This window comes from Peribacillus sp. NPDC046944 (genome assembly GCF_050272735.1).
In the GTDB taxonomy this organism is placed as follows: Bacteria; Bacillota; Bacilli; order Bacillales; family DSM-1321; genus Peribacillus.
On record NZ_JBNNML010000011.1, the window covers coordinates 61,526 to 74,868 of the forward strand.

Here is a 13,343-nt window from a genome sequence, read left to right on the forward strand (position 1 = left end):
TCACACTTGTGTATATACAAAAATAAACCAGTTTAGTAAAATATTTTTAATGACTAATATTTTGGAGCGAAAGGGGATTTCATGAAAAAAGAACTTTTTTCTTGGGTAAAATCGGTACTTATTGCATTAATCGTCGTTTTCATTTGTCGTCAGTTTTTATTTGTTCCAGTGACTGTAAAAGGTGAGTCCATGGAGCCCACTTACGAAAATAATGACCGGATTGTCGTTACGAAAGTCGGAAACATCGAGCATTTTGATATGGTTGTATTTCACGCTCCGGATGCAGAAAAAGATTATATTAAAAGAGTCATCGGACTTGCGGGCGATAGTGTGGAAATGAAGGATGACGTGCTTTACATAAATGGGAAACAATATAAGGAACCATACGTGGAATCAAAAAAAGAGGAAATCCAATCTGATGAAAACTTGACTGAGAATTTCGACGTGAAAGTTCCAAAAGGGACTTTATTCGTAATGGGAGATAATCGCAGGCATAGTTGGGATAGCAGAAGGTTCGGTGTCATCCACGAAGATTCACTTGTAGGGAAAGTGGAGTTTCGTTTCTTCCCTTTGAATGAACTGGGTGCCCCTCAATGACATGATATTTTGTTGATTAAAAATAATCCTATGGATAGATAGTATAGACTAATTCGAACTTTTAGAAGATGATAGATAGGGACCTTTTCCATTGGGTAAGGTCTTTTATTTTATATGTGGAGGTTTTTTGAATGATGAAGAATGGGCTAGCCGCTCTATCCATCCCAAAGTTGGATGAAGAGATGGGAAGGCAAGTGAAAGGGTACGTGGATTCGCTGACTGTTCCGCAGGGAAGTTTGGGAAGGCTTGAGGAATTGGTTATCGAACTGGCGAAGATGACAGGCGAGGCATTTCCGGAGGTTTCGAGACCAGGCGTTATCGTATTTGCGGCAGATCATGGGATTACGGATGAAGGGGTATCCGCTTATCCAAAAGAAGTGACCGAACAAATGGCGCTCAATTTCCTTAATAATGGAGCAGCAATCAATGTATTTAGCCGTGCGATATCCGCTTACTTTGACATTGTCGATATTGGGATTGATGCGGATATTGAAGCACCTGAATTGACGTCAAGGAAAGTTCGTCGAGGAACTCGAAACTTTTATAAAGAGGACGCGATGACGCTAGAAGAAGTAAACCAAGCGCTTGAAGTCGGGTATGAACGGGCAGAGGCGATGATCGAGCAGGGTGCGAAATGTCTGATCCTTGGTGAAATGGGAATTGGCAATACGACAGCGAGTTCTGCCATCATCTCGGTCGTTAGTGGAAAAAGCGTGGAATCGCTAGTAGGTCAGGGGACCGGCCTGAAAAGGGAAGGAATCATACATAAACAAAGAATCATTGAAGAGGCCATTTCGTTAAGAAATCCTAATCCGAAAGATCCAATCGATATTTTAATGAAAATCGGTGGACTCGAGATTGCCGGTATGGCAGGGGCGATGCTTGCAGCAGCCAACAAACGAATACCGATTTTGCTTGATGGGTTCATTACGACAACGGCTGGTGTGATTGCAAACTTGATTTCGAATCGTTGCGCTGATTATATGTTCGTTGGCCATCAATCGGCAGAACCCGGCCACAGAACGGCCATAGAATGGCTTGGTAAAGAGCCGATTCTCCAATTGGACATGAGAATTGGGGAAGGAACCGGTGCTGCGGTTGCATTTCCCATTCTTCAGGCAGCGACCCTGGTCGTAAAAGAAATGGCAACATTTGAATCAGCAGGGGTATCCAATAAATAATGAAAACAAAGAGGCCTTCTTGATGGGGGCCTCTTATTTTTCATGTGAAAAATCCAGCTAAACGAAGCATAAGCCAGATGATCAGGGGGTAGGAAAGTAGGCTTCCGGTAAGCGTTATACATAAACTCCATACTCGGACTACCTTATTTTTTAATACGTGTGCAAGCAGTATCATAGAAAAGAGACAGATGAAAAAGGCTGTAATAGCTCCTGGATTATACGAGCCAAAGTAAAAGAATAAAGCAAGATGCTGTACCGCATTGAAGAAAATGGCACCCTGTGTGAAGATGACCCAATGAATGGATGATAAGACCTGAATCTGATAAAGACAAATGGTGAGGAAAACTAGAACAGTCAAGATAGAAGCGGCAAGGATGAATTGAGATTGACTGATAAAAGGTATATGAAAGTGTTTTGTTAAGTATTCGGTCATACTTAATGATTCTTCCGAGTTGTGGAGGAGAAATAATAAAGGAATGAGCCATAACGTTTTGTTAATAGAAACACCTCCTTTAGGATGGAGAAGAAAACAAAATGGATAGAAAGAAACCCGGACGATGAACATGTGAATGTCCATGAGTCCGGGCCGGTTGATCATTTACAGATTATAAGCGTCGACGTTGAAACCTTTTGCTTTGTAATAATCTAGTGTACCTTGATAGATTGCTTTGGCAGCCTGTTGTTTGTAATAAGTTTGTTTCAGTTTGGCTGCATCGCTAGCATTATCGATAAAACCTGCTTCCACTAGCGTTGCTGGCATGGAATTGTATTTTAGAACATAGAAGTTAGCTTCTTTTGTCCCTCTATTTTTAAAGTCCATATAATCTATCAATCTTGCTTGTATTTTTTGTGCTAGAAGTTTGCTATCAGCATTGTATGGATTGACGGCAGCCCTGCTATACGAACTATAATAGTACGTTTCGCCGCCAGTGCCACCGCCGGCATTAATATGGACGCTGACAAATACATCATCATCTGATTTCTTGTTCGCTGAAGCAAAGTCCATGCGTTTTTGCAGGGATTGGCTGGTGGAAATTTTACTTCCCGCCGTAACACTGCTTGTCTTTGAGGTTCTGGTCATGATCGTATGGATGGGTGTTTTATCAAATAAATCTTGTGCTCTCTCGCTGATTTCCAGAGTGAGAGCGGCTTCTTGCAGACCATTACCCACTGCACCGGGGTCCGTTCCACCATGACCGGGATCGAGAATGATGCTAAGTTCGCTTAATGGGGAGACGGTGGAGAGAGAATTATCCCAAACCCAGCCTTGAAGATTACCAGCCTGGATGTATCTCCAACCATTTTTCTCCTGAAAATAGCTCACGGTAGACCCTTTTGGGATAAGACCAATCGTTCCTAATGACTTTGTGGCAGATAAATATACATTTACATTATATATAGATTGAGAAACACCCTCAGATTTGGAGGAAATCTTCATCGTTTCCTTCATGTACTTATCTTCAATCCAACCCGTTGTATTGCTGCTTCTCACAGAGCGCCATCCGTTTTTCAGCTCTTTAATGGCAACTGTTTTATTTTTCGCAAGGGTTTTGCCTGTGGTTCCGCCGATCTTATTAGGAGATTTGTAGATTTTAGCCGAACTCGTACCAGTGATTTTTGCGGTAGCTGTCGTGTCTACAAGAGAGTCTGACCAAACCCACCCTTCATTTGATGAGGTTTGGATATATGTCCAATTTCCCATCGTTGCTAACGAAACAAGCGGTGTACCGTTGGTCACTTTTGTTTTAGCACCAGAACTTTTGGCTGGTCCTTTATATAGGTTGGCATAATTTTTTGAGATGACAGTTTGGTGTGAAAGGGTATCGTAATCGGTGTTAGTTAAATGAGCGTTCCAAATCCAATGGCTCTTTCCATTTACAAACACATGACGCCAATTATTTTTCACTTCTGCATATGCGACAACACTACCGTTGCTCAATTTCCCAGACGTACCGTATTTCTTGCCGGCTCCATTATACAAATTGACATAACTAGCTTTGACCTTTCCTACACCGTATGTAGGCTGAATGTATTTCTCAGCTACCCATGCTTCCTGACCATTTACATAAATATGTCGCCAAGAGCCGGTCTTTTCAAATAGGATGGTTGTAGTACCTGCTTTTGAAGATCCTTCTTTCCCAAATGATGTTCCAGGTCCGGAATAAAGAAGATGGGAAGCTTTTCCGTTTGTCAGTACAGCTTCACCAAGAGAAGACTGTACAAACCTTGAAGCAATCCAGCCATAATCATCGTTACTTTGGAAATACGTCCAGTTGCCGGAGGTTTTGATGATTGTCACCAATTCCCCTTTTCGCACTTTTCCGCCCGTTGTCCCATAAGCCTTACCAGGCCCTTTATAGACATTGGCACTTTTTATTGTATGGATTATTCCCGTGTCATTGGATTCTGCAGCATTGACCTTAAGCGAAGGGCTGAGTGAAGTGGTCGTTATGAAGAATACGGCCATTGTAAGTAGTAGGATTTTTTTAAACATAATGGGTGACCTCCTTAGTTATAAGGACGCACAAAGAAAATGACTAATAATAACAGTCAGTTATGGATTGATCGTTATTATAAAAATGGCAACAAAGATTATGATTGTTCGAAAGGCACCTCCATTTATTTCAGCCGATATTTTTTCCATTTAAAGCACGTCTCGACATAATATAACATATTTAAGAGGTTTTGTTCAAAAAAATGTTAAATTGTGAGTTCTAAAGTTTCATGGATTTTAAGAATTGCTAGTCTAAAAGACTGGTTGTCTTACAAACATTTCCTTGAGACAGTGATGACCGGTCAATTGAACGCATCAGGAATAAAAAAGGGAGGTGAATGGGTGGATTGGGAGTAAGCGGTAAAGTGGGTGAGGGAAGATGAAGGGAATAGCCAATGTACTTTTAGCAGGTAGACACTGGCTTTGCTTGAGAATGTCTCTTTCAATAAAGAATGACTCTGGCCATTTAATGGGGAAGGGAGGCAAAAAAAAGCGTGGGGAAGCCAGCAGGGGTAAAGAAATGTGTGCACTAATCGGGACATTTCATGGTTTTCAAAGCCTAGCTTTCACCCGCAATTTCTCTGCATTCGCTTTTGACATGCTAGCGTGAAATAAAAGGACTGCCGGTCACCCAAAAGCGCCAAGGATAGTCTTTTGCTTCACCCGAGTTCCCGATGCCGATACGGGGTCCGCTTGAAATGTGATCGGGTCGTTTGCCGGAAGCAAGATAAAGTGGGGGTTCTGTAAACATATGTCCGTAATCTGACATCGTGATGCCAAGTGCCTTGGATAACTTCCCGGGTCCGTTCGTCAGTTTGCGGACATCAGGAAGACCACGCCTTTCATGCATTAATTCCACTCCCACATAGGGCTCCACTGCCCGAATCAAGATGGCTTCCGGAATTTCGGGACCGCCACTCACGACATTCACAAGGGTATGGGTATGCATGGAATATGTATAAATCATGCCGGACTCACCGAACATGACTTCCGTCCGCTTCGTCCTTCTATTGCCAAAGCTGTGAGCTGCCCTGTCTATGGCCCCCATATAGGCTTCGGTTTCGACGATAAAACCAGCAGCCGTTCCTTCCGGGGTCTCTTTCACAAGCAGGCAACCCAAAAGGGATTGGGCCAGCTCAATCGTGGGCTGGTTGTAAAATTCCGGTGGCAAAATGGATGGGATGGTAGGTTCTTTTTGCATCGTATCACTCCAATAAGTAGGTTACAGTTAAAATTCCCTTATCGAAGAAAAAGAAACCTCAGGATACAAAATGAAAAAATCGACTACGCATGCAGCCGATCCATTAGCTTATAGGCTCCTATCGCTTTGCATTTCCTGATCCCGCTTGATTTTACCCGGCCCCACGGAAAGAGCGACTAATATTCCGGCAAAAATAAAAAAGACACCGGTAATGAAGACACTGGAAAAGGCATCGATCCAAGCATGTTCAATCGTCTTGATCAGGACTTGGCGGGCTTCTTCCGGCAGTTTTAGGTTTTCAGGATAAAGCATGATATTGAATAGCTTATCTGTCTGATTGGCTAGCCCCTTCAATGCTTCATGCAGTACAGGGTTCTTTTCGCTCAGCACGGCATCATCCATATTTTGTTGAAGATGATGGTTCATGACGGCATTCAAAATCGTAATGCCCATCGTTCCGCCAATGGAACGAAAGAAGGTAGAGGCTGCGGTGACCGAACCAAGCTGCGACTTTGGGAATTCATTCTGAACGGCAATCATCAACGTCGGCATGACTAGCCCCATTCCCACTCCAAGGACTGCCATGAAAATAAAGGCGGTCAGGATATTGGTTTCACTATCCATCGTACTCATGAGGATGAATCCAAGCGTTGCAAAAAACATTCCGGAGGTAAGCACCGTACGAAAGCGGAAGGTTAACAGCAGCCGACCTCCGACGATACTGGCGAGAATCATGCCGATCATCATCGGGGTCATGGCCGAACCCGCTTTAGTCGGTGACACGCCAAGCACGCCTTGCATGAAAAGCGGAACGAACATGATGGCCCCGAACATGCCTAGGCCCAGTAGAAACCCTAAAATGTTCGTGGTGGCAAATACCCTATTTTTAAATAGGGATAAATCCAGGATCGGTTCAATGGCCCTTCTTTCAAACACCACAAAAAGGGCAAGGAAAACGAGGGTGCTTCCAAAGATGGATATAGAGTCGATCGACATCCACTCGAACTTATCACCTCCGAAGGTCAAGCCCAACAAAAGCAACACGATGCCAGGGATTAAGGTGAAAATCCCTAGATAATCGATGTGAACGTTCTCTTTTTTCAAGATGGTTTCATGCTTTAATCCGACGTAAATCATCCCTGCTGATAATAAACCGGTTGGTACATTGATGAGGAAAATCCAATGCCAGCTAATATGGTCTACAATCAGTCCACCCAAAAATGGCCCGATAACGGCACTTAATCCAAAAATGGCCCCGAATACACCTTGCCATTTAGCTCTCTGTTCAGCTGTGAAAATGTCTCCGATAATGGTCTGGGATAAAGGCATGATCATCCCGCCCCCGATTCCTTGAAGGCCACGGTAAATGATGAGCTGCTCCATTGAAGTGGCGGTGGCGCATAAAAAGGAGCCAATCGTAAAGATGATCGTTCCCAGCAGGTAAAGGGAACGCCTGCCATATAAATCCGATAATTTCCCGACGATAGGAACGACGGTGGTGGAGGCAATTAAATAAGCGGTCGTCACCCAAGCGAAGATGGTGAAGCCATTCAATTCCCCGATGATCGTCGGCATTGCTGTACCGACAATCGTTTGCTCCAATGAGCTGAAAAACATCCCGATGATCAATCCGGTCAAGACAAGCGTGGTATTGATTGACTTTTTCTCCATGTCCATTTCGCGTCTCCATTCTTGTAAAGTTCAATCTCCATTGTAAGATATTGACTAAGTGGCCAAAATTATAAACTTTTTCTGACTATATAGTCAATCCATATTTTTCGCTAAAAAAATCACTTGATTGGGATGGAATCTTAAAGGAATGGATCCCGTGATATTTTTCTTTTACACACTAGGAAGTCTTGGGCATGTTTCTCATTTCTGAATCCGTTATAATAAGATACTAAATGAAGTTATGATTGGAAGTGGGAAATATGAATAAAAAAATTGGATTCATTGGATGCGGTAAAATGGGAGAGGCGATGCTGGGAGGCATGCTTCGTTCGGGCGTCGTATCTTCAGAAATGATCATGGTCAGTACGGCAAGTGTAGGGACCTTGACTAAAGTCACTTCAAAATATGGAGTGCAAGGGTGTTTGGACAATAAGGAAGTGGCAGGATTTGCCGATATGCTTTTCCTTGCTATTCCACCGTCCATGCACGAGCGGGTGCTATCTGAAGTGAAGGATTATATAAAAGAAGATGTTGTGATCGTTACGATGGCCGCTGGAATCACCACGTCACAAATCGAAGAGGGCATCGGAAAACGGGTGAAGGTCGCAAGGACGATGCCCAACACTCCATCACTAGTAGGGGAAGGCATGACAGTAATCAGCATGAATGATGAAATCGATACTGCCGACATAAGGGAAGTCACAACTCTATTGAACAGCTTTGGAAAAACGGAGCTCATCCAAGAACACCTGATGGATGCGGTGCCGGCAATCAGTGGATCTTCACCCGCCTATGTGTACATGTTCATCGAAGCCATCGCGGATGGCGGTGTACGTGATGGTATCCCGAGGAAGCAAGCTTATCGGATGGCTGCCCAAGCTGTTTTAGGCGCGGCTAAAATGGTACTTGAAACGGAGAAGCATCCTGGAGCGTTGAAGGATGATGTGTGTACCCCGGGTGGTTCAACGATTGCGGCCGTTGCCACTTTGGAAGAGAATCGGTTCAGGGCAAGCGTTTTGGAGGCGATGAAGGCCTGCACGGATAAAACAATGGGAATCAATCACTGAGAGAAGGGAATTTGCCTGACAAATGGGTAACTTCCCCGGGAACTTTAATCAGAATATTTCGTTAAAAAACAGGGGGAAATGACATGAAGGAACATATTGAACAATTAAGAAGCATTTTATCGTCAGGACAAATATCCGTGAATGAAACGATACTGGAACAACATAGTCATGATGAATCGTATCATGCGCCAAGGTTACCGGATGTGGTCGTTTATCCGAGAAATGCCTTAGAAACGAGTGCTGTCGTACGGTACGCCAATGAGCAAGGAATCCCAATCATTCCTTTTGGTTTGGGGTCGAGTTTGGAAGGGCATGTAGTCCCTGTAAACGGAGGGATCTCACTTGATTTATCCTTGATGAATAAGGTGCTTGAAATCAGCGCAGGCGATTTTTTAGTGAAGGTCCAACCGGGAGTAACACGGACACAATTGAATAAAGAACTGAAAAAATACGGGCTCTTTTTCTCGGTTGACCCAGGTGCCGACGCAACATTAGGTGGGATGGCGGCAACGAATGCAAGTGGGACGACTTCTGTTAAATACGGGATCATGAGGGATCAGGTTAGGGATTTGGAAGTGGTGCTTGCGAATGGGGAAATCATACATACTGGAAGTTCAGCGGCAAAATCTTCATCCGGGATTCACTTGAATGGTTTATTTGTCGGTTCGGAAGGCACGCTAGGGGTATTTACCGAATTAACGTTAAAGGTCTACGGGATCCCGGAAGTGACGATGGCGGGGAGGGCCTCATTTCCAACCGTCGAAGCTGCGGTGGCAGCCGTGAATGGCATCATGGTTGCCGGAATTCCCATCGCACGAATCGAGCTAGTGGACTCGGAATCTATGAAAAAGGTAAATCAGTTCTTGGATAAGTCCTATGATGTAAAACCTACATTATTCTTGGAGTTTCACGGGAATGCAGCGGGGCTTGAACAGGATGTGACATTCGCAAAGGAAATTGTCCGGGATTTAGGGTGTGAAGATATCCAGTTTGAAACGGATTCGAAAGCGCGTAACGAATTGTGGGAAGCCCGCCATAATCTTGCTTATGCATTCATCCATAGTGCACCAGGCAAAAAATTGATGGTGACTGATGTAAGCGTGCCTTTGAACGAATTGTCTCATGCCATTTTGGATTCGAGGGAAAAGATCGAACAATCGAAAGTGGAAGGTGCGATCGTCGGTCACGTGGGTGATGGGAATTATCATGTCTTGTTCATGGTGGACCTTAGTAACCCAGAGGAAGTGGTGGAAGCAAAGCGGATAAATGAAGAGATTGTCGAATACGCACTAACTAAAGGCGGTACGTGTACGGGGGAACATGGAGTGGGACTTGGGAAAAGAAAATATCAGCGGAGAGAGCATGGCACTGCATACGAAGTGATGAAAACGATCAAGCAGGCTTTGGACCCGAAAGGCATCATGAATCCTGGCAAAGTATTTGAAGACTGATTACACATAACGGTGGGTCGAAAATGATCATGTTCTTGTGCGTGTAGAAAAATACAAATACAAAAAAGGCTCCAGGACGTCATGAACGTCACTGGAGCTTATCATTTTAGGCATTAATATTATTTTGATCCAAGGCACTTACTACATTGACGTAATTATATCCAAGGTCCGTCGCAACAGCCTCAAACGTGATTTCGCCGTTGGCCACGTTTACCCCTTTTGCAAGGGCTTCATTTTCAAGAATGGCTTTAACAGCCCCCTTATTGGCAATTTGCAATGCGTAAGGAACGGTTACGTTCGTCAACGCTGTGGTCGATGTTTGAGGGACCGCACCAGGCATGTTCGCCACTGCATAGTGGACAACTCCGTGTTTTACGTAAGTAGGGTTGTCATGTGTTGTGATATGGTCAACCGTTTCAAAGATACCACCTTGGTCAATGGCTACATCGACAATGACTGACCCCGGCGACATGGATTTGACCATTTCTTCCGTGACAAGTTTTGGAGCTTTTGCACCTGGAATCAGGACAGCCCCGATGACTAGGTCCGCATCTTTAACGGCTTCCGCTACATTGAATGGATTGGAAATGAGAGTGGTCAACTGATTTCCAAAAATATCATCCAGTTGGCGCAGACGGTCGGGACTTAAGTCAAGGATGGTTACATCCGCTCCCAGACCGATGGCGATTTTGGCTGCATTCGTTCCAACCATACCACCCCCGATGACCGCTACTTTACCGCGTTTGACACCAGGTACACCGCTTAGGAGGATACCTTTACCCCCGTTGTTTTTCTCAAGGAATTGAGCACCGATTTGTGAGGCCATGCGTCCAGCGACTTCGCTCATTGGCGTTAATAATGGAAGTGTGCGATTTACGGAAACGGTTTCATAGGCAATGGCCAATACACCATTTTCCTTTAATGCTTTTGCCAATTCCGGTTCGGCGGCAAGGTGAAGATATGTGAAAAGAATCAAGTCTTTACGGAAATATTTATATTCAGATGGGATAGGTTCTTTTACCTTCATGATCATGTCCGTGCTTTCCCAAACGCTTGCAGCATCTTCGACCATGATGGCGCCGGCTTCCTGGTAGGATTCATTGGTGAAACTGCTTCCTAAGCCTGCGTTTACTTCTATAAAAACTTCATGTCCGGCATTGGCTAATGCCATAACACCAGCGGGAGTGATAGCTACACGGTTTTCGTTGTTCTTGATTTCTTTCGGAATGCCTATTCTCATCTAAAATACCTCCAATGGTTTCTTTTAAGTATTACCTAAAGTATAAACGCGATTGGAAAAGGTTAGTATGTGGAAATCAGAAAAGTGGAAAAGAGGCCTTTGTGAAATTCCACAAAGGCAGAGTCAAAAGGTATGGGTAACTATTGGATACGAGCCTGGATGACCAAGGTGTACGTAAGAAAATCTGACATGGAACTAATCAGTGGAACCGATTTCCTTCATTCGTTCTATAATTCTTCTTTTCTTATAAAGCATCATGCCTGTATCGGCCATATCGGAGATCATGGAACGATTGGTGAATGCACCAAAGATGATGCCTGCGACGGGAACCATCTGCAAAAGTTTCTTCCAACCGAATTGATCGCGATATGTATAGACCACTTCCCGCCAGCCTTGAAGCTCGGAAGCAATTTCTCTTTTAGATTCGGACCCAGGAAGGACCATGTTCTCCATTTCCTTTAAGAGCGTCTTTTTCCCGACGACATCAGATGTAGTGAACTGTAGGCATTTGACGATGAAAACCCGTTCCTGCTTGTCCCGTGGATTGTAACCATAGGCTACGGCCATGTCTTGCAGGGTTTTAATGGACATGCCAAGGAGGAGGGGGATATCGATGGCTAAAGTGAAAACTCCGCCTATTCCTGTACTGGCCCCCTGGACCGTCGCTAAATGACTACCCGATTTTTTAATATCTTGACCAACTTTGTCCATCACTTGGAGTGGCACATCCCTGGAGATATCTTCAATGGTAGTGATGTTCAAATTTGGGCTATGAACCTCCACCTTCCTGATGATGGCAGATTCCTTCGTTAGGTATTTGCCGCCTGTTTGTATGTAGCTACCTATTTCATCGAGCAGGGCACCCAACCTTTTTTGAATGAAGGACGGGGTCACTTTGTCGAGTATCTTAAAGGGGAGGCGACCGATCCGGTCCCAAAACCATAGACCTTTCTGTTCCTTTTCCCACTTATTTATGATTTGCAATTCTTTCTCAAGTTCTTCTCTTGGTTCCAGATTCATGGTGGTCATTCTCCTTTCCGTCTTCCTATCTTTACCCGTAATGTAAGATTCATCGTGCTTTTTTTAGAAATTCTTTATATTGTTCGATCTTGATATCTAGAAAGAGGGACATCTTTTGAATCGGGTCCTTTAGGCGGATATTCCCGATTTCACTTATCCGTTTTAATCGGTAGTTCAACGTATTCACATGGATATGGAGAGTCCTTGAAGCTTCATTGGGATTGCCGTCTTTTTCGAGATAGACGGTCAGTGTGTGCAATAATTCGGTCTGATTTTTCATATCGTATGCTTTGAGCTTTAAAACAGAAGGATGGACCGTTCGCTGTTTGTTGTTTGCAAAGACATCAAGCATTTGAAACATGCCGAGCTCTTCATAATGCAGGATGTGATTCATATCGTTTGGAAAAATCGACTTCATTTTCAGGGTATATAGCGCTTCCTCATAACTTGATTTCACGTCGGTCAGGTTTTTATACATGTTCCCGGATGTTCCAAGGATATGTTCCACACCAAACCGTCGTTGCATTTCCAATATGAAGTAAGGGATGAATTCATAAGTGGAGAAGGCAGATTCATTCTCCTGATTGAATCCAGTAAAAAGGATGAGTCTATTCTGGTCTATGGCAAAAAGGAAACTATGAATCTTTTGGGTGGTCGTTAGCATATAGGAAATGAAACGTTCGACTTCACGGTTGATTTCGTTTGGGAATTCAAATACCAATATGGAAAAGACGACTGGGACATGGATGGAAAACTTAGTGAAATGTTCGAGTATTTCCGATTCTTCCTGATAGTGTCCCGTCAACATGCGCCAAAGAAACTCCTGGTGTCCCGCTTCTTTCCTTTTCTTTTTCAATTGCAGTTGTTGTAGTTGATTTTTGGCTTCCTTGGCAGAGAAGTGGAGAAATTCCATATCCTCTTCGGAGAAAGGTTCGTTTACTTCCAATGCCCAGATGAAGCCCAGGACTTCATTGTTTTTCCGGATGGAAACCGCTGCCCGATTGCCAAGCCCAACGTCATGCCTGGCATCTATTTTTATCGGCATCCCATCTTTCAACAAGGAAGGAATGATGCCGTCTTTCCATAAGCTATTGATGACTTTTTCGGGTACCCGTCTGCCAATGATGGTCATGATCCGGGCTTGGTCTGTTGTATCATCATGGGTACTATAGGCAAGGAGACGATGGTTTCCGTCTTCTATTGTAATCGGACAACCTAAAACGGAACTGATTCTATCAGCAAACTCCATCATATCCCCATAAAGGTCTTTAAAAATATCTCTATTTTTCGTAAATTCCTTCATACTGCTAAGGCACCTCGCTTAAAAAATTCCTTCTTATACAAATTTTAAACGATTATCCTTATTTAACATAGTGATAGGATAGAAGAATTCCAGAAAATGAAAAAACCTGCTGAATCAG

General features: G+C 43.8%; 11 protein-coding genes. 4 read left to right on the forward strand and 7 right to left on the reverse strand.

Annotated elements, in window-relative coordinates; translation table 11 throughout:
* Nucleotides 1-81: 81 nt before the first annotated feature.
* Nucleotides 82-597 carry a signal peptidase I gene (gene lepB, locus ACQKIC_RS17660; protein ID WP_402990698.1) on the forward strand — a complete coding sequence of 172 codons (516 nt, stop codon included), beginning with the start codon at nucleotides 82-84 and terminating at the stop codon, nucleotides 595-597.
* Nucleotides 598-731: 134 nt separating this feature from the next.
* Nucleotides 732-1,778: a nicotinate-nucleotide--dimethylbenzimidazole phosphoribosyltransferase gene (gene cobT / locus ACQKIC_RS17665; RefSeq protein ID WP_402990786.1), complete on the forward strand. Its 1,047-nt coding sequence runs from the start codon at nucleotides 732-734 to the stop codon at nucleotides 1,776-1,778.
* Between the two features lie 40 nt (nucleotides 1,779-1,818).
* Here cobT and ACQKIC_RS17670 read toward each other — a convergent pair whose 3' ends face one another.
* From ACQKIC_RS17670 to ACQKIC_RS17685, 4 genes are all read right to left on the reverse strand, one after another.
* Nucleotides 1,819-2,343 (reverse strand): HXXEE domain-containing protein, encoded by a 525-nt coding sequence (locus ACQKIC_RS17670; RefSeq protein WP_402990783.1) that lies wholly within the window; start codon nucleotides 2,341-2,343, stop codon nucleotides 1,819-1,821.
* Nucleotides 2,344-2,376: 33 nt separating this feature from the next.
* Complete coding sequence (locus ACQKIC_RS17675; RefSeq protein WP_402990695.1) at nucleotides 2,377-4,272, reverse strand: N-acetylmuramoyl-L-alanine amidase; 1,896 nt, start codon at nucleotides 4,270-4,272, stop codon at nucleotides 2,377-2,379.
* A gap of 601 nt (nucleotides 4,273-4,873) precedes the next feature.
* Nucleotides 4,874-5,473, reverse strand: a complete 600-nt coding sequence (locus ACQKIC_RS17680; RefSeq protein ID WP_402867519.1) for a DNA-3-methyladenine glycosylase — start codon at nucleotides 5,471-5,473, stop codon at nucleotides 4,874-4,876.
* Nucleotides 5,474-5,581: 108 nt separating this feature from the next.
* A complete protein-coding gene (locus tag ACQKIC_RS17685; protein ID WP_427592054.1) occupies nucleotides 5,582-7,150 on the reverse strand; it encodes an MDR family MFS transporter in 1,569 nt (522 codons plus the stop codon).
* Nucleotides 7,151-7,404: 254 nt separating this feature from the next.
* Here ACQKIC_RS17685 and proC point away from each other — a divergent pair, with 254 nt between their 5' ends.
* Nucleotides 7,405-8,211: a pyrroline-5-carboxylate reductase gene (gene proC, locus ACQKIC_RS17690; protein ID WP_427592055.1), complete on the forward strand. Its 807-nt coding sequence runs from the start codon at nucleotides 7,405-7,407 to the stop codon at nucleotides 8,209-8,211.
* Nucleotides 8,212-8,294: 83 nt separating this feature from the next.
* The gene (locus tag ACQKIC_RS17695; RefSeq protein ID WP_427592056.1) at nucleotides 8,295-9,662 is read left to right on the forward strand and encodes an FAD-binding oxidoreductase; all 1,368 of its coding nucleotides are present in this window, start codon (nucleotides 8,295-8,297) and stop codon (nucleotides 9,660-9,662) included.
* A gap of 106 nt (nucleotides 9,663-9,768) precedes the next feature.
* Here the strand turns inward: ACQKIC_RS17695 and ald are convergent, their stop codons facing one another.
* The 3 genes from ald to ACQKIC_RS17710 all read right to left on the reverse strand — a co-directional run bounded on the left by ald (nucleotide 9,769) and on the right by ACQKIC_RS17710 (nucleotide 13,225).
* Nucleotides 9,769-10,902, reverse strand: a complete 1,134-nt coding sequence (gene ald, locus ACQKIC_RS17700; protein WP_402867523.1) for an alanine dehydrogenase — start codon at nucleotides 10,900-10,902, stop codon at nucleotides 9,769-9,771.
* A 195-nt stretch (nucleotides 10,903-11,097) separates the two neighbouring features.
* Nucleotides 11,098-11,922 (reverse strand): EcsC family protein, encoded by an 825-nt coding sequence (locus tag ACQKIC_RS17705; protein WP_402867524.1) that lies wholly within the window; start codon nucleotides 11,920-11,922, stop codon nucleotides 11,098-11,100.
* Nucleotides 11,923-11,971: 49 nt separating this feature from the next.
* Nucleotides 11,972-13,225, reverse strand: a complete 1,254-nt coding sequence (locus ACQKIC_RS17710; protein ID WP_402867525.1) for a PucR family transcriptional regulator — start codon at nucleotides 13,223-13,225, stop codon at nucleotides 11,972-11,974.
* Nucleotides 13,226-13,343: the final 118 nt, after the last annotated feature.